At 71.1% G+C, this 20748-nt stretch carries 21 protein-coding genes; 4 read left to right on the top strand and 17 right to left on the bottom strand.

The window, feature by feature from the left end:
- Positions 1–48: 48 nt before the first annotated feature.
- The 3 genes from ASF21_RS17390 to ASF21_RS13895 all read right to left on the bottom strand — a co-directional run bounded on the left by ASF21_RS17390 (position 49) and on the right by ASF21_RS13895 (position 2550).
- On the bottom strand, positions 49–1083 hold the full coding sequence (locus tag ASF21_RS17390) for a regulatory protein RecX (protein ID WP_235498991.1): 1035 nt from the start codon (positions 1081–1083) through the stop codon (positions 49–51).
- 4 nt (positions 1084–1087) lie between these two features.
- Positions 1088–2131: a recombinase RecA gene (gene recA / locus ASF21_RS13890; RefSeq protein ID WP_055772494.1), complete on the bottom strand. Its 1044-nt coding sequence runs from the start codon at positions 2129–2131 to the stop codon at positions 1088–1090.
- A 200-nt stretch (positions 2132–2331) separates the two neighbouring features.
- Positions 2332–2550, bottom strand: a complete 219-nt coding sequence (locus ASF21_RS13895) for a DUF3046 domain-containing protein (protein WP_055772804.1) — start codon at positions 2548–2550, stop codon at positions 2332–2334.
- Positions 2551–2820: 270 nt separating this feature from the next.
- Between ASF21_RS13895 and ASF21_RS13900 the strand changes: the two genes are divergently transcribed.
- Entirely contained in the window at positions 2821–3330 is a 510-nt protein-coding gene (locus tag ASF21_RS13900) for a MarR family winged helix-turn-helix transcriptional regulator (protein WP_055772498.1), read from the top strand.
- Between the two features lie 55 nt (positions 3331–3385).
- Here the strand turns inward: ASF21_RS13900 and ASF21_RS13905 are convergent, their stop codons facing one another.
- The 6 genes from ASF21_RS13905 to dapA all read right to left on the bottom strand — a co-directional run bounded on the left by ASF21_RS13905 (position 3386) and on the right by dapA (position 10757).
- A complete protein-coding gene (locus tag ASF21_RS13905) occupies positions 3386–3826 on the bottom strand; it encodes a helix-turn-helix domain-containing protein (RefSeq protein ID WP_055772501.1) in 441 nt (146 codons plus the stop codon).
- A 118-nt stretch (positions 3827–3944) separates the two neighbouring features.
- The gene (locus ASF21_RS13910) at positions 3945–4445 is read right to left on the bottom strand and encodes a CinA family protein (RefSeq protein ID WP_055772503.1); all 501 of its coding nucleotides are present in this window, start codon (positions 4443–4445) and stop codon (positions 3945–3947) included.
- Positions 4446–4527: 82 nt separating this feature from the next.
- Positions 4528–5115: a CDP-diacylglycerol--glycerol-3-phosphate 3-phosphatidyltransferase gene (pgsA, locus tag ASF21_RS13915; protein WP_055772506.1), complete on the bottom strand. Its 588-nt coding sequence runs from the start codon at positions 5113–5115 to the stop codon at positions 4528–4530.
- A gap of 9 nt (positions 5116–5124) precedes the next feature.
- Positions 5125–8001: an FtsK/SpoIIIE family DNA translocase gene (locus ASF21_RS13920; RefSeq protein WP_055772509.1), complete on the bottom strand. Its 2877-nt coding sequence runs from the start codon at positions 7999–8001 to the stop codon at positions 5125–5127.
- Between the two features lie 120 nt (positions 8002–8121).
- Positions 8122–9822 carry a ribonuclease J gene (locus tag ASF21_RS13925; protein ID WP_055772513.1) on the bottom strand — a complete coding sequence of 567 codons (1701 nt, stop codon included), beginning with the start codon at positions 9820–9822 and terminating at the stop codon, positions 8122–8124.
- Positions 9819–10757 carry a 4-hydroxy-tetrahydrodipicolinate synthase gene (gene dapA, locus ASF21_RS13930; RefSeq protein WP_055772516.1) on the bottom strand — a complete coding sequence of 313 codons (939 nt, stop codon included), beginning with the start codon at positions 10755–10757 and terminating at the stop codon, positions 9819–9821. The genes ASF21_RS13925 and dapA overlap by 4 nt, the downstream gene beginning before the upstream one ends.
- Before the next feature lie 78 nt (positions 10758–10835).
- Between dapA and ASF21_RS13935 the strand changes: the two genes are divergently transcribed.
- Positions 10836–12014 (top strand): heparan-alpha-glucosaminide N-acetyltransferase domain-containing protein, encoded by a 1179-nt coding sequence (locus ASF21_RS13935; protein WP_055772519.1) that lies wholly within the window; start codon positions 10836–10838, stop codon positions 12012–12014.
- Positions 12015–12062: 48 nt separating this feature from the next.
- On the opposite strand, the gene ASF21_RS13940 is transcribed toward ASF21_RS13935, so the two are convergent.
- The 7 genes from ASF21_RS13940 to ASF21_RS13970 all read right to left on the bottom strand — a co-directional run bounded on the left by ASF21_RS13940 (position 12063) and on the right by ASF21_RS13970 (position 17732).
- The gene (locus ASF21_RS13940) at positions 12063–12551 is read right to left on the bottom strand and encodes a hypothetical protein (RefSeq protein WP_055772522.1); all 489 of its coding nucleotides are present in this window, start codon (positions 12549–12551) and stop codon (positions 12063–12065) included.
- On the bottom strand, positions 12545–13315 hold the full coding sequence (gene dapB / locus ASF21_RS13945; RefSeq protein WP_055772524.1) for a 4-hydroxy-tetrahydrodipicolinate reductase: 771 nt from the start codon (positions 13313–13315) through the stop codon (positions 12545–12547). Before dapB ends, ASF21_RS13940 begins: the two co-directional genes overlap by 7 nt.
- Positions 13316–13331: 16 nt before the next feature.
- Positions 13332–13763: a molybdenum cofactor biosynthesis protein MoaE gene (locus tag ASF21_RS13950; RefSeq protein ID WP_055772527.1), complete on the bottom strand. Its 432-nt coding sequence runs from the start codon at positions 13761–13763 to the stop codon at positions 13332–13334.
- Complete coding sequence (locus ASF21_RS13955) at positions 13750–14235, bottom strand: molybdenum cofactor biosynthesis protein B (protein ID WP_055772530.1); 486 nt, start codon at positions 14233–14235, stop codon at positions 13750–13752. The genes ASF21_RS13950 and ASF21_RS13955 overlap by 14 nt, the downstream gene beginning before the upstream one ends.
- A complete protein-coding gene (moaC, locus tag ASF21_RS13960; RefSeq protein WP_055772533.1) occupies positions 14232–14744 on the bottom strand; it encodes a cyclic pyranopterin monophosphate synthase MoaC in 513 nt (170 codons plus the stop codon). The genes ASF21_RS13955 and moaC overlap by 4 nt, the downstream gene beginning before the upstream one ends.
- Before the next feature lie 30 nt (positions 14745–14774).
- Positions 14775–16082: a gephyrin-like molybdotransferase Glp gene (glp, locus tag ASF21_RS13965; RefSeq protein ID WP_082471588.1), complete on the bottom strand. Its 1308-nt coding sequence runs from the start codon at positions 16080–16082 to the stop codon at positions 14775–14777.
- Between the two features lie 93 nt (positions 16083–16175).
- Positions 16176–17732, bottom strand: coding sequence for a molybdopterin-dependent oxidoreductase (locus ASF21_RS13970; protein WP_055772536.1), 1557 nt, complete (start codon positions 17730–17732; stop codon positions 16176–16178).
- Positions 17733–17926: 194 nt separating this feature from the next.
- Here ASF21_RS13970 and moaA point away from each other — a divergent pair, with 194 nt between their 5' ends.
- A complete protein-coding gene (gene moaA, locus ASF21_RS13975; RefSeq protein ID WP_055772539.1) occupies positions 17927–18997 on the top strand; it encodes a GTP 3',8-cyclase MoaA in 1071 nt (356 codons plus the stop codon).
- Position 18998: 1 nt separating this feature from the next.
- Complete coding sequence (locus ASF21_RS13980; RefSeq protein WP_055772807.1) at positions 18999–19250, top strand: MoaD/ThiS family protein; 252 nt, start codon at positions 18999–19001, stop codon at positions 19248–19250.
- A gap of 78 nt (positions 19251–19328) precedes the next feature.
- Here ASF21_RS13980 and ASF21_RS13985 read toward each other — a convergent pair whose 3' ends face one another.
- Positions 19329–20705 carry a M16 family metallopeptidase gene (locus ASF21_RS13985; protein WP_082471589.1) on the bottom strand — a complete coding sequence of 459 codons (1377 nt, stop codon included), beginning with the start codon at positions 20703–20705 and terminating at the stop codon, positions 19329–19331.
- Positions 20706–20748: the final 43 nt, after the last annotated feature.

The raw sequence follows: 20748 nt of genomic DNA on the forward strand, positions 1-20748 counted from the left end.
CTCTCGGCGCGATCTGCGTCTCCGCCATCCCCGGGTCATGCATGAGGGTCACCCCTCCGGCTCTGCCCCTTCTGCCGCATCTGCTGCCGCCCCGGCGATGACCTCCTTGACGATGGAGTAGGCACTCCCCGGGTTGTAGCCCTTCCGGGCGAGGACTCCGACGAGCCTGCGCATCTCCTTCTCGCGGACCGTCCGGTCGGCGAGATCGGCGGACACCCGAAGCTTCCGTCGGACCACGTCACGGGCCTGCTCGATCTCGTCCTCGTCGGACACCTGCTCGAGGGCATCCTCGACGAGCTCGACGGCGATGCCCTTCTCGGCCAGCTCGCGACGCAATGACGACCGGGACAGGGATTTGGCCGCGATCCGCGTGCGGACCCACATGCGCGCGAACTCCGCGTCATCGATCAGCTGCACCTCGACGAACCGGTCGAGGAGCGCCGAGGCGACCGACGGAGGCACCTCCCGCTCGGCGAGCTTGCGGTCGAGTTGATGACGACTCCGCGCACCGAGGGCGAGTTGCCGCAGGAGCACCGAGCGACCCAGTGACGTCCACTCCTCGTCGGTCCTCGCCGCGTCGGCAGGCATCTCATCACCGTCAGGATGCCGCGGTGGCCCGGCCGGTCCGTCGAGTGCGGCATCCGCTCCGGTCCCGGTCTCGACTCGCGCCCCCTGCCGACGGCGGCGTCCCTGCGGCCGGGCTCTCGGGCTCTCGCCGCTGTCGGACAGCCCAACCGTCACATCCGCGGAGGCATCGGCGTCGGCATCGGCCGACGATCCGACGACCGGTCCGAACGGATCGACGAAGGAGCGTCCGCCGCGGCCGCTGGTAGCCCGCGCTCCCGGCTGCCGCCGGCTGCGCTTGGGCGTTCCGGCTTCCGTGCGCCCGGACGCCGACCTCGATACCCCGCTCCGGCCGAAGGAGGACGACCCGAACCGCGTCAGGCCCTTCCGCATGCCCTGCCGACGGGGAATCTCGCCGTCGCCGTCCGACCTTTCGGCAGGCTCCTGCGAGCTGTCGCCGCCGAATCGGCCGAAGGAGGTCCCCCACTCGACGGGACCCGCGCCGTCGTCCCCGTTCATGCGGCTACTCGCCGCTGACGGCCTTCAGCTTGGGCGCCTCAGGCTCCTCCGCGTGGACACCGATCCCCAGCTTCACCCGGATCTTCTGCTCCAGCTCATCGGCCAGTCCCGGGTTGTCGATGAGGAACTTACGGGCGTTCTCCTTGCCCTGTCCCAACTGGTCACCGTCGTAGGTGAACCAGGCGCCCGACTTCTTGACCAGGCCATTCTCGACCCCGACGTCGATCAGCCCGCCCTCACGGGAGATCCCGTGTCCGTAGAGGATGTCGAACTCCGCCTGCTTGAAGGGCGGCGCCATCTTGTTCTTGACGATCTTGGCGCGGGTCCTGTTGCCGACCGGGTTCACCCCCTCCTTCAACGTCTCGATGCGCCGCACGTCGATGCGGACGGAGGCGTAGAACTTGAGCGCCTTGCCACCTGTGGTGGTCTCGGGGCTTCCGAAGAACACGCCGATCTTCTCGCGTAGCTGGTTGATGAAGATGGCCGTCGTCTTGGTCTGGCTCAGGCGACCGGTGATCTTGCGCAGCGCCTGGCTCATGAGGCGCGCCTGCAGACCGACGTGGCTGTCGCCCATCTCGCCCTCGATCTCGGCGCGGGGCACGAGTGCGGCCACGGAGTCGATCACGACGATGTCGATGGACCCCGACCCGATCAGCATGTCCATGATCTCCAGCGCCTGCTCACCGGTGTCCGGCTGGGAGACCAGGAGGGCATCCGTATCCACACCGAGCCGCTTGGCGTACTCGGGGTCGAGCGCGTGTTCGGCATCGATGAACGCGGCGATCCCGCCGTTGCGCTGGGCACTGGCGACGGCGTGGAGTGCGACGGTGGTCTTGCCCGAGGACTCCGGCCCGTAGATCTCGACGACCCTTCCCCGGGGCAGCCCGCCGATACCGAGCGCGGCGTCCAGCGCGATGGAGCTGGTCGAGATGGTCTCGATGGGCGCCCTGGTCTCGTCACCGAGACGCATCACGGAACCCTTGCCGTACTGCTTGTCGATCTGAGCGAGAGCTGCTTCGAGGGCTTTCTCGCGGTCTGGAGCGGCCATTCTTCACCTCGGTTGTCCATGGCCGTGAGGCCTGTTTACGTGTTCAGTGTCGACTGTAGGAGTCTGCGCCGACAGTTTGAGGTGGGCCTGCCGCTATGTGTACAAGAGCACTCCGCCTCCAGGATCATTCTACCGCGATCCGAACAGATATTCGATTATCCACGACCTCCCCCGCGTGTTCGCCGACGGTCCGGGCGGGGTCAGCGCGGCTTCACGTCCTGGCCCAGCCAGCGGTCCCGGGGGACGTCCTGGGCGCGGCACACCGCCTCCCACACCGCTTTCGGATCCAGGCCCGCCGACAGCGCCTCGGAGGCGGTCCTGTCACCGAGCTGGTCCACCACGAGGTCACGGGCGAGGGTGCGGGAATACCGCTCCCCGAACTCGTCGTCCATCAACCGCCAGAAATCGCTCAACCGCATGTCCAGTTCCCTGCCGTTCCTGTTCGACGGCGCCTGCATGCCCTGCGGCGCCCTCTCCATTGTGGCCGCCCGCACCGACGCCGCGCAGCATCGGCCAGGGCGGGGCCGAGCTGCCCGCCACGAGGGCAGGCTGCGCGGCTGGACCGTGCAGCGCCGTGGTGCTCTTGGCGACCCGGCAGGCGACGGAGTCGCGCCACGTCGACGGAGGTCGCGGGATATCGGCCGGCGTCGCATGGTGCCGCCTGGGAACCGGAACCCTACAATTGGCCCATGAACGCGAAGCCGAGCAGCACCGACCCCGGCCCGAGCCTGGCGCCCTATCCCGGCGACGACGCCGACACCGATGCCGCCATCGAAGCGCTCGAGCAACAGCTGAGCATGCTGTGGCGTCGTGCCAGGTCGAATTCCTACAAGGTCGCGCGTCGCGTGCACCCGGACATGGAGCCGGCGGCCTACGGCCTGCTCGTGATCCTGCAGCGGGAGGGGTCGATGCGCCTGACGGACATCGCTGCGAGCGTCGGGGTGGGCAAGCCCTCGGTCAGTCGCCAGATCGCGATGCTGGAGCAGCTCGGCCTGGTGCAGAAGGAGGCGGACCCGCTCGACGGGCGGGCACAGTCCATCTCGCTCACGGACGCCGGAACCACTCAGCTGGTCGCGGCGCAGTCTGCCAGGAAGCAGGCGTTCCACCAGCTCATGGAGGACTGGGAGGTCGACGACCTCACGCGTCTGGGCACCCTGATCGCGCAGCTCAACAACACGTACACCAAGGACAACTGGTAGCGGACAGCAGGAAGGCCCGTCCCCTGTGGGGCGGGCCTTCCTTGTCGTGGGGTGGCTAGCGGTTCGTCGCCGCGAGCCCCCGACGGAAATCGTCGTTCAGTCCGTCGCTGAGGTCGTCGCCGAACTCACGCGCGAATTCCTGGGGAACGGTATCTGGGATGGACACGCCTTCTGCTTCTGCCAGCCGGTCGCTGACTTCCCGCAGCATCGAGGAGAGCGGCACCTCGAGTGCACTGCAGATTGATGAGAGGAGTTCAGAGGATGCTTCCTTCTGTCCACGCTCGACCTCGCTGAGGTATCCGAGGGAAACCCTCGCACTGTGCGACACCTCACGCAGGGTACGGCCCTGGCGCTGGCGGACATCCCGGAGGACATCGCCGATCTCATGGCGAAGTACGACCATTTTGCGCTCCTTGGGCTTGCGTTGTGCATCATCTGCCAACCCCACATCACGCCAACGGACGACGCCGTTTACGGATACGGGCTGCTTTACCATCTGTATCGCCTTGCTCCCTCATAGATGCGGCACCGCCGTGATCGACGAACGCCCGTGATGATGACCTGCCCGATCTGCTTGAGCCTGAGCCGCCAACCCTATCAACGGCCGGCAGTGTTTATAACTCACCCCGTGGGCGGTTTGTTCCCCCGGAGAGTTCCCCGAGGAGTTCCGCCAGGACGGCTTCGACGGTCGCGGCGCGGACGCCGTCCCGCCCGCCGTGGAAGTGGTGTTCGAAGCTCCGGGTCCCGGATGCCGTCGAGATCGCCGTGAAGACGGTGCCCACGGGCTTGCCCTGGTGCGCCGACGGCCCGGCCACTCCCGTGGTGGCGACGCCGATGTCGGCGACGAGGGCGAGCCGGGCCCCCTCGGCCATGGCCGCCGCGACGCGGGCATCGACGGCGCCGACATCGGCCAGCAGATCAGCGTCCACGCCGAGCAGATTCTGCTTGACCTCGACCTGGTAGGCGACTACACCGCCCTGCAGGACGGACGAGGCGCCGGGCACATCGGCCAGTGCCGAGGCGACCATGCCGGCGGTCAGGGATTCGGCGGTCGCGACCGTCAGACCGCGCCGCGTGGCGAGGGCGATGACGTCGGCGGCGAGGGTGCCGCTCACCGAGCGTCCCCTGCTGCTCCCTCCGCGACCGGCCGCGGCAGGACCAGGAGCCTGTCGCCCGTCGGGTCGGACGAGGACGGGCTCACCGGCGGGCCCGCGCGCGGAGACGGATCGCCTGGAGGATGTAGTCGACCCCCGTCACGACCGTGATCACGAGCGCGGCGGCCATGACCGCCGCGGCGACCCACCAGGCCCAGTCGCCGAGCAGCGCCTGCAGCGGGACCAGGAGCAGGAGGATCGCGACCGTCTGGACGACCGTCTTCAGCTTCCCGCCGCGCGAGGCGGGCATCACGCCGTAGCGGATCACCGCGAAGCGGAGCAGCGTGATGCCGATTTCCCGCACCAGGATGACGATCGTCACCCACCACCACAGTTCGCCGAGCACGGACAGCAGGATCAGCGCGGAGCCGATGAGGAGCTTGTCGGCGATCGGGTCGGCGATCTTGCCGAAGTCCGTGATGAGTCCCCTGCTCCGGGCGAGGTCGCCGTCGAGCTTGTCCGTGTAGATCGCGACGGCGAACGTCGCGACCGCGAGCCAGCGGAAGAGGCCGCCACCGCCGTCGTCGAGCAGGAGGAACCAGATGAAGAAGGGGACCAGCAGGATGCGCACGACCGTCAGGACGTTCGCGATGTTCAGTACCGGCACCGCCGGGGTCGGGGAGCTGTTCACGGTGTCAGGCTACCTGCCGGTGAGGTTCCAGGCGTCGGTGTCGCCGTCCGCGTCGTCCGAGCCGTCAGCACCGTCGTGATAGTCGACGGCCTGTGCCCGGGAGGCGAGGTCGTCGGCGACGAGGTCGATCGGGGGCTGGGCAGGGCGGGGCACCGAAGCGGCCTGCGACGCCGGTTCGTCGCCGCGCATCGCCGCGAGGACGGGCTCGAGGTCGTCCGGCTTCACGAGGACGTCGCGGGCCTTGGACCCCTCCGAGGGGCCGACGACGCCACGCGACTCGAGCAGGTCCATGAGCCTGCCCGCCTTGGCGAAGCCGACGCGCAGCTTGCGCTGCAGCATCGACGTCGAGCCGAACTGGGTGGTGACCACCAGTTCGGTGGCCTGCAGCAGGACGTCGAGATCGTCCCCGATGTCGTCGTCGATCTGCTTCTTCGGCGCGTCGACCGCGACGTCCTCGCGGTACACCGCCTGCAGCTGGCCCTTGACGTGCTCGACGACGCGGTGGATCTCCGACTCCGTGACCCACGCGCCCTGCACGCGCATCGGCTTGGACGCACCCATCGGCAGGAACAGGGCGTCGCCCTGGCCGATCAGCTTCTCGGCGCCCGGCTGGTCGAGGACCACGCGGGAGTCCGTCACGGATGATGTCGCGAAGGCCATGCGGGAGGGCACGTTGGCCTTGATCAGGCCGGTCACGACGTCGACCGAGGGGCGCTGCGTCGCCAGCACGAGGTGGATGCCCGCGGCACGCGCGAGCTGCGTGATGCGCACGATCGAGTCCTCGACGTCGCGCGGGGCGACCATCATGAGGTCCGCGAGCTCATCGACGATGACCAGGAGGTAGGGATACGGGCGGACGACCCGCTTGGAGCCCTCGGGCGGCACCACCTTGCCGTTGCGGACGGCCTTGTTGAAGTCGTCGATGTGCTTGTAGCCGTAGTTGGCGAGATCGTCGTAGCGCGTGTCCATCTCGCGGACCACCCACTGCAGCGCCTCGGCGGCCTTCTTCGGGCTGGTGATGATCGGCGTGATGAGGTGCGGGACCCCCTCGTACGCGGTCAGTTCCACGCGCTTGGGGTCCACCATGACCATCCGCACCTCGTCCGGCGTGGACCGCATGAGGATGGAGGTGATCATCGAGTTGACGAAGGAGGACTTGCCCGCGCCCGTGGCACCGGCCACGAGGAGATGGGGCATCTTGGCGAGGTTCGCGACGACGAACCCGCCCTCGACGTCCTTGCCGACGCCCATGACCATCGGGTGGTCCGTCTTCCGCGCGTTGCCGGAGCGGAGCACGTCACCGAGGGAGACGGTCTCGCGGTCCGTGTTGGGGATCTCGATCCCGATGGCGGACTTGCCGGGGATGGGCGAGAGGATGCGGACGTCGGAGGACGCGACCGCGTAGGAGATGTTCTTGGACAGCGCCGTGACCCGCTCCACCTTGGTGCCCGGCGCGAGTTCGATCTCGTAGCGCGTGACCGTCGGACCACGCGAGAATCCGGTGACCTTGGCGTCGACGTTGAACTGGTCCATGGTGTGCGTCAGGGCGGCGACGACGGCGTCGTTGGCCTCCGAGCGCTCCTTGGGCGGGGTGCCTGCCGGCAGGTAGTCCGACGGCGGCAGGGTGTAGGCGACGTCCCCGGCGAGCTGCAGCTGCTCGGTGCGCTGCGGGATCGGCGTCGGCGGCACCTGGGGCTGCACCGGGGTCGACGGGACGATCAGGGCCTTCGCCGCCGGGACGACGTCGATGGCTTCGGTGGCGCCCTCGGGCGCGCGCTCCGGGGCCTCGGCGGCCGGCAGCCGGGCTGCGTTCGACCGCTTCAGCTCCTCGGCGGCGAGCTCCTGCTTGGTCGGGCGGCGGATGCCCGGGGGCACGGCGGCCTCGGCCTCGCGGGCGCGGCGCTCCTCGTCCTCGATGACGGCGCGCTCGAACGCCTCGTCGCCGACGTAGCCGTCGACGTCGTCCTCGCCGTGGTCCCCGGTTGCGGCGGACTGCCGGTCCTTGCCGAACAGGCGCTTGCGCTTCTTCGGCTCCTGTGCGGCGGTGGCCCCGTGCGTCTCGTAGAGGTAGCTCTGGTCGTGGCCGTCCTCTCGCCGGTGGTCGGCCGCGTCCGGGTCCTGGCCCATGAGGTGCTCGTAGAGGGTCCGCAGGCGCGAGGGGATGTGGCGGAAGGGTGTGGCGGTGACGATCAGCAGGCCGAGGAAGATCGCCGCGGTGAGCACGAGGGCGACGGGCCAGGCCGTGAGGACGCTGCTGAGGGGTCCGGCGACGACGAAGCCGGCCACTCCCCCGGCGCGCCAGAGGGCGTCCAGTCCTGCCGCGAGGCCGGGCTGGCCACCGACGAGGTGCGCGATGCCCGAGCCGGCGACGAGGATGACGAGCTGTCCGATGGCGACGCGGTTGTTGGCCCGGTGGCGTTCCGGGTACCGGAAGAGCCTGACGGCGCCGACACCGAGCATGAAGGGCACGAGCAGGGCCATCCAGCCGAATGTCCCTCCGGCGGCCGCGTGGACGATGTCGGCCGGCGTCCCGGTCAGGGCCCACCATTCGACGGCCGCGACGGCCAGTGCCAGCAGGAGGAGGAAGAACCCGGTGCCGTCACGGCGGAGGTCACGCTCCGGTTCGACGTGGTGCCCGAACGTGCGGACACCCGACCCCACGAGGCGCGCCGTGCCCATCCAGACGGCCCGGACGGCCCGCAGCGGCAGCGCCAGGCGGTCCTCGTGCTGCGGCTCCGGAGCGACCGGCACCTGCCGGGTCTTCGCCGTCGTGCGCTGGGTGTCCTTGGCGGGCGCCTTGGCCCGGCCGGTCCCCGCAGCGGCGGAGGCTCCCTTGCCGCGGGTCTGGTGCTGGCCCCGCGGGGCAGGGGACGTTCGAGTGGCCATGATCCTCACGGTACCGGACCGCGCCGCCGAAGCGTCGGATTCCCGCACCCACGGCACCCGGCACCCGGCACCCGGCACCCGGCACCCGGTCGAGCGTCGCCGCGGTGGACCCGTCTGCCGTCAGGCCTCGAGGACGACCGGGATGATCATGGGCCTGCGGCGGTACCGGCGATTGACCCAGGTCCCGATGATGCGCCGGACCACCTGCTGCAGCTGGTACGTGGTGTGGTCCGTGGTGTTCATCACGGCTTCCTCGAGCGCCTCGTTGATCTTCGGCTTGATCTCGTCGAACACGGAGTCGTCCTCCGCGAAGCCCCGCGCGTGGATGTCGGGGCCGGAGACGACCTTCCCCGTGGTCCGGTTCACGACGGTGATGATCGAGATGAACCCCTCCTCGCCGAGGATCCGCCGGTCCTTGAGGTCCGCGTCCGTGATCTCTCCGACGCTGGAGCCGTCCACGTACACGAAGCCGCACTCCACGGCGCCGACCACCCGCGCCCTGCCGTCCACGAGATCGACCACGGAGCCGTCATCCGTCAGGAGCACGTTGGAGGCGGGGACGCCGGTCTGCTGCGCCAGCTTCCCGTTCGCGATGAGGTGGCGCGTCTCGCCGTGCACGGGCATCACGTTCTTCGGCCGGAGGATGTTGTAGCAGTAGAGGAGCTCGCCCGCTGCGGCGTGCCCGGAGACGTGCACCTTCGCGTTCCCCTTGTGGATGACGTCCGCGCCGAGCTTCAGCAGGCCGTTGATGACCCGGTAGACGGCGTTCTCGTTGCCCGGGATGAGCGAGGACGCGAGGATCACGGTGTCGCCCTTGCCGACGGTGATGCGGTGGTCCCCGTTGGCCATGCGCGACAGCGCGGCCATGGGTTCACCCTGGGAGCCGGTGGACATGAGGACCACGCGGTCGTCCGGCAGGTCGTCGACGTTCTTGATGTCGACGAGGATCCCGTCCGGGACCTTGAGGTAGCCGAGCTTCGCGGCGATGGCCATGTTCCGGACCATCGACCGGCCGGCGAAGCAGACGAAGCGGCCGTGGGCGTGCGCGGCGTCGATGACCTGCTGCACGCGGTGCACGTGCGATGAGAAGGACGCGACGATGATGCGCTTGCGGACCTGCCCGAAGAGGTTCTCGAGGACCGGGCCGATCTCGCGCTCCGCCGTCGTGAAGCCGGGGACGTCCGCATTGGTGGAATCCACCATGAAGAGGTCCACGCCCTCCTCGCCGAGGCGGGCGAAGGCGCGGAGGTCCGTGATGCGGCCGTCGAGGGGCAGCTGGTCCATCTTGAAGTCACCGGTATGGAGGACGTTGCCGGCCTCCGTGCGGATGAAGACCGCCAGCGCGTCCGGGATGGAGTGGTTGACCGCCACGAACTCGCACTCGAAGGGGCCGAACTGCTCGATCTGCCCCTCGGACACCGTCAGGGTGTAGGGGCGGATCCGGTGTTCCTGCAGCTTGGCCTCGACGAGCGCGAGGGTGAGCTGCGAGCCGATGACCGGGATGTCGGCCTTGAGGCGCAGCAGGTACGGGACGGCGCCGATGTGGTCCTCGTGGCCGTGCGTGAGGACCAGCCCGACGACGTCGTCGAGCCTGTCCTCGAGGTAGGAGAAGTCCGGCAGGATCAGGTCCACGCCGGGCTGGGTCTCCTCGGGGAAGAGGACGCCGCAGTCGACGATCAGCAGCTTGCCGCCGATCTCGAACACGGCCATGTTCCGGCCGATCTCCCCCAGCCCGCCGAGCGGGACGATCCTCAGCGTGCCGGCCCCGAGTGCCGGTGGCAGGGTGCGCAGGGCGGGCCCGACACCGGCGGCGTCACTCATGCGCCTGCGCCCCGGTGCGCTCCGGTCGGGGCCAGGTCCCACCCCGCCTCGGCGAGATCCGCGAGGATCGGGGCGAGCTCCTGCTCGTCGGCCTGGACCAGGGGCAGGCGCACGACGGCGTTAGCCAGGACCCCCTGCAGGTGCAGGATGTGCTTGGCGGAGACCGCGCCGGGGATGTGCGTCATGACGGCGCGGATCACGGGGTCGAGCTCGAAATGGATGCGCCGGGCCTCCACGAAGTCCCCGGCGGCCGCCGCGTCCACCAGCGCCCGGAAGGCCGCCGTCGCGACGTGGGCGCTGACGCTGACGACGCCGACCGCTCCGGCCGCCATCCAGGGCAGGGTCAGGCCGTCGTCGCCGGAGTACACGTCGAGGTCGGTGGAGGCGAGGACCCGGGTGATCGCCGCGAAGTCGGCCTTGGCGTCCTTGAGGGCGCCGATCCTCGGATTCTCCGCGAGCCGGATCATGGTCTCGGTGGTGATGGGGATGGCCGAGCGGCCGGGGATGTCGTAGATCATGATGGGGAGGTCCGATGCCGCCGCGACGGCGTCGAAGTGCGCGATCACCCCGGCCTGGGTGGGCTTGTTGTAGTACGGCGTCACGACGAGCTGCGCGTGGGCCCCTGCCCGCTCCGCACGGCGCGCCATCTCCACCGAGTGCGAGGTGTGGTTGGTCCCGGTCCCGGCGATCACGCGGGCTCGGTCCCCGACGGTCTCCACGACCACGCGGTAGAGGTCCTCCTTCTCGGAGTCCTCCAGTGTCGAGGTCTCCCCCGTGGTCCCCGACACCACCAGGCCGTCGCAGCCGTCGTCCACGAGCTTCGAGGCGAGGACGGCGGTGGCGTCGAGGTCGACGGCGCCGTCGGCGGTGAACGGCGTGACCATGGCGGTCACGAGGGTCCCGAAGGGAGGGGTGCTCGAGGGGGTGTCAGCCATGGATGAAACGTTACCCGTTCGGGCGGCACCCGGTGGGACCCGGCGTGACCGTCACGATGCCTGTGGGACCATGACAGCATGCAGACGACGGCCGCGCCGCGGCGCCTCACCGGGATCGACGCGGCCCGCGGCGTGGCGCTGTTCGGGATGATGAGCACGCACATCCTGCCGCTGTACGCACCCGGGAGCACGACCGCCACCTTGACCGCCCTGGTCTTCTCCGGACGCGCCTCCGGCCTGTTCGCGGTCATCGCCGGGATCGGGCTGGCGCTGCTCACCGGCGGGCGATCGCCGCACCGCGACCGCACGCTCTCCGCCGACCGGACCGGGATCGCGGTGCGCGCCCTGCTCATCGCGCTGACCGGCCTGATCCTGGGCGGCGTCGAGACGAACATCGCGATCATCCTCGTCCACTACGGCGTACTGTTCCTCCTCGCCCTTCCCTTCGTGGGCCTCCGGCTGCGTGCGCTGGCCGCCTGGACCGTCGGGTGGCTCGTCCTCGCGCCCGTCGCGGCCTACCTGCTGCGGCCCGTCGTCACGGCGGGGATCGACCCCCCGACCCTCGGCGGCAATCCGGTCTTCGATCACCTCCTCGTACCGCAGACCCTCGCCGCGGACATCATGCTCACCGGCTACTACCCGGCACTGCAGTGGCTCGGCTTCATCCTCGTGGGGCTGGTCGTCGGGCGGCTGGACCTCCGCCGACTGCCCGTGCAGCTCGGCCTCCTCGGGGGAGGCGTCGCCGCGGCGATCGGGGCCAAGCTCCTCAGCGCACAGCTGCTCCGGGCGGGCGGCCTCGACGCCATCCTCGCGACCCCGGACGGCTCCCGGTATCCGCTGCAGGCCATGCTCGACGTCGGCCTCGCGGGGATCGACCAGACCGGGTCCTGGTGGTGGCTCGCGGTCAGTGCCCCCCACTCCGGCTCGACCCTCGACCTGGTGCACGTGTCCGGAGCGGCCGCCGCCGTCGTCGCCGTCTGCCTCCTGCTGACGCGCCGCTTCCCGCAGGCGCTCCTGCCGCTCTCGGCGCCGGGGGCCATGACGCTGACCCTCTACAGCCTCCACGTCTGCGTCATGAGCTGGGCCGACCAGCTGACTCCGCTCCCGGATCCCGTGCAGCTCTTCTGGCTCCAGCTGGCGGCCGCCGTCGCCATCGGCATCCTCTTCCAGCGCGTGCGCTCGCGGGGGCCCCTGGAACTCATCGCGTCGGGCGCGGCCAACGCGGCACGCGACGGCCGCATCGAAGCCCGCCGCTGAGCCGCTGGGGCTCCGGCGACCCGGTCCCGGTCCGTGCAGGCGACGCCGTCAGGGCGTGCTGGCCGCGTCGTTCTGCCGGTGGAGCTTCGCGGCCTCACGCATCGCCCGCCGGGCCCGCTTGCGGTCCCCGGCCGCATCGTAGGCGCAGGAGAGCCTGAACCAGCTGCGCCAGTTCTCCGGGTCGGACTCGACCTCGGCCTGGTAGGCGGGGAAGGCCTCGTCCGCCGCGGAGCGGACGATACGCCCGGCAGGGGTCCTCGGCAGGTCGTCGACCGGTAGCCCGCCCTCGCGGTCGAGCTGCCGCGCCATGCGCTGGGTCTGCGCACCGAACAGCAGTTCGCGGATCAGTGCCCACGCCCCGATGCACGGCAGGAGCAGGTACCCCGCGCCGATCGCCTTAGCCACGGGCTCGGGGTCGCCGAGCAGCAGGAAGCTGCGCTGGAAGGCGACCGCGAGCCAGAACACGAGCAGGGCCGTCACCAGCAGGACGCCGAGCTTGACCTTGTGCCGGCGGTAGAGGTCCACGGCGTTCACGATCGTCCGCCGGTCTGCAGGTCGAGGTAGCCGTCGAGTCCGACGGTCAACCCCGGATGCCCGGCCACGGAGCGGATGCCGAGGAGGACGCCCGGCATGAAGGACGCGCGGTCGTAGGAGTCGTGCCGGATGGTCAGCTGCTCCCCCGGACTGCCGAGCAGCACCTCCTGGTGCGCCGTGAGTCCCCGGAGCCGGACGGAGTGCACGGGGACGCCGTCCACACGGGCCCCGCGGGCCCCGTCGAGCTCGTCGCGCGTCGCGTCCGGCGCCCGGGAAACCCCAGCGGCGGCCCGCGCCGAGGCGATGAGCTGCGCGGTCCGCGCGGCCGTGCCCGACGGCGCATCCACCTTGTCCGGGTGGTGCAGCTCGATGATCTCGACGGATTCGAAGTACCGGGCCGCGGTGGCGGCGAACGCCGATGCGAGGACGGATCCGAGGGCGAAGTTCGGCGCGATGAGGACTCCCGTCGCGGGGCTGCCGGCCAGCTGGGCCTCGAGTTCGGCGAGCCGGTCGACGGTCCAGCCCGTGGTCCCCACGACGGCGTGCATGCCGTGGTCGACGATGAAGCGCACATTGGACGCCGTGGCCTCGGGTACGGTCAGGTCGACGACGACGGCGGCGCCGGCGGAGACGAGGGACTCGAGCGGGTCGCTGCTGCCGAGGGCGGCCACGAGGTCGAGGTCGGGCGCCGCCCCGATGGCGCGGACCGCCTCGGAACCCATGCGTCCACGGGCGCCGAGGACGGCGACGGGCAGGAGTTCGGTCATGCCCTCCAGCCTACTGTCACGCGCCGGCGCCGACCCATTCCGCGGTGCCGTCCGTGAAGAACTGCTCCTTCCAGATGGGCACCTTCTCCTTGACCAGGTCCACGAGGTCCGAGCACGCCCGGAACGCCTCACCGCGGTGGGCGGCCCCGACGGCGGCCACCAGGGCCTGGTCGCCGATGTCGAGGGGACCCACGCGATGCGCCACCCAGACGCGGATGCCCTCGTGCCGGGACGCGATCTCCTCGGCGACCTCGCGGATGATGCGCTCCGCGCTCGGGTGCGCGGAGTAGCTCAGGGACGTCACGCCCTTGCCGCCGTCGTGGTCCCGCACCACACCGCTGAAGCCGACGACGGCACCGCAGAACGGAGAATCGACGGCGGCGTACGCCTCCTCGGGGGTGATCGGCGATGCTGCGACGGCTGCGTGGACGACGTCACCGGTGGTCATTGCGGCCCTCCAACTGGGAGCAGATGTGGTCGATCAGCGGCGAGAGCACGGAGAGTCCGTCGCGGACCCCGCCGGGCGAACCGGGCAGGTTGAGCACGAAGGTGCTGCCGGCGGTGCCTGCCAGGCCACGGCTCAGCACGGCCGTCGGCACCTTCGGCTCACCGGCACGCCGGATGGCCTCGACGATGCCGGGGAGGCTGCGGGTGAGGTAGGGCGCCGTCTGCTCCGGCGTGGCGTCGTCGGGGCTGAGGCCCGTCCCGCCACTCGTGATCAGGACGGCGGGACGCGCCTCCAGGGCCGCGCCGATGGCGGTCCCCACGGCGTCGCCGTCCGGGACCACCACGGCGTCCGCGACGGCGAACCCGTGCTCGTAGAGCCACGCGGCGATGGCGGGGCCGCACTCGTCCTCGTAGGTGCCGGCGGCGGCGCGGGTGGAGGCGATGACCACGGCTGCGGTGCGGAGACCCGTCATGCCGTCCAGTCCCCGCTCTTCCCGCCGGACTTGGCCACCACGCGCGTCCCGTTGATCACGGCGCGCTTGTCCACGGCCTTGATCATGTCGTAGAGCGTGAGGGCCGCGACGGACGCGGCGGTGAGCGCCTCCATCTCGACCCCCGTGAGCGCCGTGGTCCTGACCAGCGCGACGACCCTGACGGTGCCGCCGTCCGGCTCGAAGTCGACCGTCACCTTCGACAGCGGCAACGGGTGGCACAGCGGGATCAGGGTGGAGGTCTGCTTGGCCGCCATGATGCCGGCCACGCGGGCGACGGCGAGGGCGTCACCCTTCGGCAGGGTCCCGTCCGCGATCAGGGCCACGACCTCGGCCGTGGTCTCGAGCGTCGACTCGGCGACGGCCTCGCGGACGGTCGGCTGCTTGCCGGAGACGTCGACCATGTGGGCGGTCCCGTCGGCCCGCACGTGGGAGAGGGCCGGGGACGCGGCCGGTGGGCCTCCGGCATCGGGAGGTGCTGGTGTGCTCATCGAGGAGTCCTTTCTGCGGATCCCATTCAATCAGTCCGTGACGCTCGCCGGTTCGGCGTCCTCGAGGACGAGGACGTCCTCGACGGCGAACGGGTCCGTGGGGACGGGTCCCAGGAGGGTCACCTGCACCCTGTCCCCCTCCTGCAGGATGTCCACTCCCTCGGGCACGTGGACCAGGCAGTTCGACGCCGCGAGGGCGTGGAGGAGGTGGGAGCCCGGTCCGCCGATGAGTGCCACCCGGCCTCCACGGAACAGCCCGCGCCGCAGCTGGTGCTTGCCCTCGGGGCTGGTGAGTCCCTCGGTCAGGACGGCGTCGAGGACGGGCCGTGCTGCCGGGAGGCCGGTGAGCTGCTGCAGGGCGGGCCGCAGGAACATCTCGAAGGAGACGAGCGCGCTGACCGGGTTGCCGGGGAAGCCGAGGAAGGGGATCCCCGAGAGCGTCCCGTGCGCCTGCGGCCCTCCGGGCTGCATCGCGACCGACGAGAATTCGACGCTGCTGTCGGCCAGGGCCTGCTTCACCACCTCGTAGGCCCCCTGGCTGATGCCGCCGGTGCTGAGGACCAGGTTGGTGCTGCCCGCGGCGATACCGGCGAGTGCCTCCCGGAGGACGGCGGGGTCGTCACCGAGGGGGCGGTGGCGGGTGACGGCGACCCCGGCCTCGGTCAGGGCGGACTCCAGCAGGGTGCTGTTGGCGTCGTAGATGGTGCCGGGAGCGAGCGGTGTTCCGGGCTCCGCCACCTCGTCGCCGGTGGACAGCAGCAGGACCCGGAAGCGTGGCCGGACGGGCACGCGTCCGACGCCGCAGGCCGCGAGCAGTCCGAGGTGTGCGGGCCCCAGCAGCGTTCCGGAGGTCAGCGCGGTGGCCCCCTCGGCGATGTCGCTCCCGGCCCGTCGCACGTACTGTCCGGCAGGGATGCCTGCGGGGAGGGCGACCGTCACCGCGGCACCGGGCCGGGCGAGATCGGCTGCAGCGTAGAACCGGGGTGGGACCGCCCGCTCGATGGGCACGACGGCGGCGGCGCCGGTGGGCAGCATGGCCCCCGTCATGATCGGGGCGGCCGTGCCGGGCCGCAGGTCGGCCGGCACGGAACCGGCCGCGATCGCGTCGGTGACGGCGAGCCGGGACGGATCCTCGAGATCGGCGGCATGGACCGCGTACCCGTCCATCTGTGAGTTGTCGAACGGCGGAAGGCTGACCGGAGCCGGGACGTCGGCGGCCAGGGACCGGCCGAGGGCGTCGGCGAGCGGGAGGATCTCCGGCGCTCCGGCGTCGTACCCGCTGCTCCAGCGCAGGAGGCCGGCGACGGCGGCCTGGTGTTCGGCGACGGTTCTTCTCATCAGTGCCTCCGCTGAGCCGGACGCCGTCCCGTGCGGAACCGCTGTCCCTGCAAGAGCCACGGGGAGCGGTCGGGCGCCGGGGAGGCGGGTGGTCTAGGTCACCGTGAACGTTACCGTGTGCAGGCCCTCGGCCCCGTCAGGCGCCGGAGCCACATCGGCGTCCGACTGCACGTCGCCCTCACGATCCACCGCCCGCGACTGGACGGTGTGCGAGCCGGCCGCCAGGGCCAGTGTCGCGCTGTACTGGCACCACGTGTCCGCGGAGATCGCCGTCGCGAGGACCGCGCGCTGCCAGGGACCGCCGTCGACCCTCACCTCGACGGCCTCGACGCCGCGGTGCTGGGCCCAGGCGACCCCCGCGACGACGACGTCCCCCACCGGTACCTCGGCGTTCGGGCGCGGCACGTCGACCCGCGAGGAGGTCTTCACGGGGCCGCGCTCGGACCAGCCCCGTGTGGACCAGTAGGCCTTCTCGTCGGCGAACCGGGTCACCCGCAGCTCGCTCACCCACTTCGTGGCGGAGACGTAGCCGTAGAGCCCGGGAACCACGAGGCGGACCGGGAAGCCGTGCTCGACCGGCAGCGGCGCGCCGTTCATGCCCACGGCGATCAGCGCGTCGCGGCCGTCGGTGAGCGCCTCCAGCGGGGTGCCCGCGGTGAAGCCGTCGACGCTGCGGGACAGCACCATGTCCGCCTCCGGCCGGACGCCCGCGCGCGCGAGGAGCTCCCGCACCGGCCAGCCCAGCCACCGTGCAGTGCCGGTCAGGCCTCCGCCCACCGTGTTCGAGACGCAGGCCAGGGTGATGTGGCGCTCGATGAGCGGCAGTGCGAGGAGCTCGTCGAAGGTGATCTCCACGTCCCGGTCCACGAGACCGGTGACCCGGAGTGTCCACCCGGCGGGATCCACCACGGGGACGACGAGCGCGGTGTCGATCCGGTAGAAGTCGTCGGCATCGGTCACCAGCTCGCTGATGCCGGGGATCTCCAGGTCCGCGCCCGCCGGGATGAAGGATCCCTCGGGGCGCGGGGGTACTGCCGGTTCCGCCGGCGCGGGCAGGGTGATGGACGAGCGCTGCTGGGTCACGGTCGACTGCGAGGACCGGACTCCGGTCGCCGCGGCACCGGTGGCGGCCACGACGACGGCCGTGCCGCCCGCACCCTGCAGGAACCGGCGTCGGGCCGGGGACCTGTCGGTCGTGGCTGCTCCGTCGGCGCCCTGCTGCCACGCCCTGAGGGCGCGGACCAGCGCGTCGAGCACGAGGACGGCCACCAGTGCCGCGACGACCGGCGCGACGAAGGAGACCGGGGAGGACTGCGGGCGGGACGCCACCGCCAGTGCGCCGACCACGCCGAAGCCGGCGATCACCGCCCGTCCGGCGAAGCGCCTGCGGTACTCGAGCACACCGGCGGCGAGGGCGAGCAGCGCGATGAGGACCGCGATGGTCACGAGGAACACCGCCTTGTCGGCGGTACCGAACCAGGCGATGGCCCAGTCCTTCACCCCGGGCGGAAGGCCGTCGATCACCGCGGACCCGACGGCGCTGACGGGCGTGACGGAGGGGCTCAGCGCCGCTGCGGACAGCTCCCCGCCGATCACGCCCAGCCCCACCGCCAGCGCTCCGGAGACTGCTGCCCATGTCCGCCGCCGCATACCGGTGCCTTCCGTCCGGGCCCCGGGCGGCAGGGTGCCGCCCGCTGTGGTCCTCCCGATACACGCGTGCCGCCGTCGCCGGGTTCCCCGGCCCCCGCCGCCGTCCCCTACCTCCCCGGAGGTGGCGGCGGAAGGCCCGCCCCGCACGGGCTGCCGGGTAGGGTCCGGAGGCGGCGAGGGCGTACCCTCGAACCATGGGAACCGACCTGGGCATGCCGAGCGCCGCCCCCGTCGTCCCGGCAGCGGGATTGATGGACACCCACGGCCGGCAGGCCACGGACATGCGCCTCTCACTCACCGACAAGTGCAATCTGCGCTGCACCTACTGCATGCCCGCGGAGGGCCTGAACTGGCTGCAGAAGGACCAGGTCCTGTCCCGGGTCGAGATCGTCCGGCTGGTCCGCATCGGCGTCGACCGCCTCGGCATCAGGGAGCTCCGGCTGACCGGCGGTGAGCCCCTCGTCCGGGCGGACCTGCTCGACATCATCCGGGAGATCAGGGCGAACCATCCGGATCTGCCCATCTCCATGACGACCAACGCGCTCGGCCTGGACCGGCGCGCCGTACAGCTCAAGGAGGCCGGGCTGACGCGTATCAACGTCTCGATGGACTCCCTTCACGCGGAGACCTTCGCCCAGCTGACGCGCCGCCCCTTCCTCGACCGTGTCCTGAAGGGCATCGAGGCCGCAGCGGACGCCGGGCTGGGCCTCGTCAAGATCAATGCCGTCCTCATGCGCGGCATCAACGACCACGAGGCACCCGATCTGGTCGAGTGGGCGGTGAGCCGCGGCTTCGAGCTGCGCTTCATCGAGCAGATGCCGCTCGATGCGGACCACGGCTGGACCAAGGAGGGCATGGTGACGGCCGCGGAGATGCGGGAGCTCGTCGAGACCCGCTTCGTCCTCACCCCGGATCCGCGCAACCGGGACGGCGCCCCTGCCGAGCGGTGGGAGGTCAGGTCGAAGGACGCACCCGACGTCGTCCTGGGGACCGTGGGCATCATCGCGTCCGTCACCGAGCCGTTCTGCGCCGACTGCCGCCGCACGCGCGTCACCGCGGAGGGCAAGATCATGAGCTGCCTCTTCTCCCGCGAGGAGACCGACCTCCGTGACCTGCTCCGCTCGGGCGCGGACGACGACGCCGTCGCTCAGCGCTGGCGCGACGCCATGTGGCTGAAGCCTAAGGCGCACGGCATGGGGCACACGGGCCTCGGTGCGGACGGCTTCGTCCAGCCCGACCGGTCGATGAGTGCCATCGGTGGCTGAGATCCTCGTACGCTACTTCGGGGCGGCGAAGGCCGCGTCCGGCGTCGACCAGGAGCAGCTGCCCGCCGGACGTCCCCTGGCGGAACTGCTGGCGGATCTCCGCGGCAGGTCCGGCCCACCCGGCTCCCCCTCGCTCGCGAAGGTCCTCGACCGCAGCAGCTACCTGCTCAACGAGATCGCGGTGCGCGACCACGCCACGGTCCTCCGGCCCGACGACGTCCTCGACATCCTGCCGCCGTTCGCCGGCGGCTAGCCGGGACCACCGGCCGTCGGGCGCACCGCCGCTCCCCCGCCGTGCAGCGTCGGCACGTCCTGACAGCCTGTCTGCGCCTCAGCCCTCCTGCTCGGCGAAGTCGGCCTCCGTGTCGAAGGGACCGACGACGACGGTGGTGCGGGGCGCTGCGGCCAGCTCGCGGGCCAGGCCCCGGACGTCCTCCGCCGTGACGGCCCTGATGCGTTCGAGCGAGGCATCCATGTCCACGAACTCCCCCGACACGAGCTCCGAGCGGCCGAGGCGTGACATGCGGGAGCTGCTGTCCTCAAGCGCCATCACGAGTCCGCCGGAGAGCTGGCCCACGGCCTTGCGGAGCTCCTCGGCGTCGATGCCGTCCGCTGCGAGCCGGTCGAGCTCGGCACCGAGCAGCCGGATCACCTGGCCGGTCTTGGCCGGCGAGCAGCCCGCGTACATGCCGAAGTAGCCGGCGTCCGCGTACGCCGCGGAGAAGGAATAGGTGGAGTACACGAGCCCGCGCTTCTCGCGGATCTCCTGGAACAGCCTGGAGGACATCCCCCCGCCGAGCACGGCGTTCAGCACGCTCATCGCGAACCGCCGTTCGTCGGTCGCGGTCAGGGACGGGCAGCCGATCAGGATGTTCGACTGCTCGACGGCGCGGCGGATCACGTGGGTGCCGGTCGCACCGTGGACGGGTGTCGCCGTCGTCGACCGCCGGGCCACGGGCAGGGCACCCTCGGCCAGGGACCAGCCCGCCGTCTCGAGCGCCTCCTGCACGAGCCGGCAGACGACGTCGTGGTCGAGACCGCCCGCCGCGGTGACGACGATCTCCGAGGAGACGTAGTAGCGCCGGTAGTGGGCGAGCACGGAGTCCCTGGGGACGGCCATGATGGCCTCCGGGGTCCCGCCGATGGGGCGGCCGAGCGGGTGGTCCCCCAGCACGAGCTCCACGAACTTCTCGTGCACCACGTCCCCGGGATCGTCGCTGTCCATCGCGATCTCCTCGAGGATGACATCGCGCTCCTGCTCGAGCTCCTCGGGGTCCAGCACGGCGGAGGTCACCATGTCGGCGATGACGTCGATGGCCATGGGCAGGTCGGAGTCGAGCACCCGCGCGTAGTAGCAGGTGTTCTCCTTCGCGGTCGCCGCATTGGACTCACCGCCCACCTCGTCGAAGGCGGACGCGATGTCCATGGCGCTCCGGCGCGCCGTGCCCTTGAAGAGCAGGTGCTCCAGGAAGTGCGTGCTGCCGTGCTGGCCCTCGGCCTCGTCGCGGGAGCCGACGCCCACCCAGAAGCCGATCGTGGCGGACCGCTGGCCGGGCATGGCCTCCGTGAGCACGCGGACCCCGCCGGGCAGGACGCTGCGCCGGACGACGTTGCCGCCCGGGTCGCCCGCCACGAACGAGTGGTCGGAGCCACCGCCGTCACGCGGCGTGGGCAGCAGGGGCAGGGACACTACGGAGGACAGGGACATCCTGGTCTTTCTTCTCGAGCTGTTCGGGAAAGGCAGACGGCCC

The organism is Arthrobacter sp. Leaf234, assembly GCF_001422665.1.
In the GTDB taxonomy this organism is placed as follows: domain Bacteria; phylum Actinomycetota; class Actinomycetes; order Actinomycetales; family Micrococcaceae; genus Arthrobacter_D.

Excerpts from the sequence above, each read along its gene's own strand:
- ASF21_RS17390 (WP_235498991.1), bottom strand. The coding sequence starts at position 1,083 with ATGAACGGGGACGACGGCGCGGGTCCCGTCGAGTGGGGGACCTCCTTC.
- recA (WP_055772494.1), bottom strand. The coding sequence starts at position 2,131 with ATGGCCGCTCCAGACCGCGAGAAAGCCCTCGAAGCAGCTCTCGCTCAG.
- ASF21_RS13895 (WP_055772804.1), bottom strand. The coding sequence starts at position 2,550 with ATGCGGTTGAGCGATTTCTGGCGGTTGATGGACGACGAGTTCGGGGAG.
- ASF21_RS13900 (WP_055772498.1), top strand. The coding sequence starts at position 2,821 with ATGAACGCGAAGCCGAGCAGCACCGACCCCGGCCCGAGCCTGGCGCCC.
- ASF21_RS13905 (WP_055772501.1), bottom strand. The coding sequence starts at position 3,826 with ATGGTAAAGCAGCCCGTATCCGTAAACGGCGTCGTCCGTTGGCGTGAT.
- ASF21_RS13920 (WP_055772509.1), bottom strand. The coding sequence starts at position 8,001 with ATGGCCACTCGAACGTCCCCTGCCCCGCGGGGCCAGCACCAGACCCGC.
- ASF21_RS13925 (WP_055772513.1), bottom strand. The coding sequence starts at position 9,822 with ATGAGTGACGCCGCCGGTGTCGGGCCCGCCCTGCGCACCCTGCCACCG.
- dapA (WP_055772516.1), bottom strand. The coding sequence starts at position 10,757 with ATGGCTGACACCCCCTCGAGCACCCCTCCCTTCGGGACCCTCGTGACC.
- ASF21_RS13935 (WP_055772519.1), top strand. The coding sequence starts at position 10,836 with ATGCAGACGACGGCCGCGCCGCGGCGCCTCACCGGGATCGACGCGGCC.
- dapB (WP_055772524.1), bottom strand. The coding sequence starts at position 13,315 with ATGACCGAACTCCTGCCCGTCGCCGTCCTCGGCGCCCGTGGACGCATG.
- ASF21_RS13950 (WP_055772527.1), bottom strand. The coding sequence starts at position 13,763 with ATGACCACCGGTGACGTCGTCCACGCAGCCGTCGCAGCATCGCCGATC.
- ASF21_RS13955 (WP_055772530.1), bottom strand. The coding sequence starts at position 14,235 with ATGACGGGTCTCCGCACCGCAGCCGTGGTCATCGCCTCCACCCGCGCC.
- moaC (WP_055772533.1), bottom strand. The coding sequence starts at position 14,744 with ATGAGCACACCAGCACCTCCCGATGCCGGAGGCCCACCGGCCGCGTCC.
- glp (WP_082471588.1), bottom strand. The coding sequence starts at position 16,082 with ATGAGAAGAACCGTCGCCGAACACCAGGCCGCCGTCGCCGGCCTCCTG.
- ASF21_RS13970 (WP_055772536.1), bottom strand. The coding sequence starts at position 17,732 with ATGCGGCGGCGGACATGGGCAGCAGTCTCCGGAGCGCTGGCGGTGGGG.
- moaA (WP_055772539.1), top strand. The coding sequence starts at position 17,927 with ATGGGAACCGACCTGGGCATGCCGAGCGCCGCCCCCGTCGTCCCGGCA.
- ASF21_RS13985 (WP_082471589.1), bottom strand. The coding sequence starts at position 20,705 with ATGTCCCTGTCCTCCGTAGTGTCCCTGCCCCTGCTGCCCACGCCGCGT.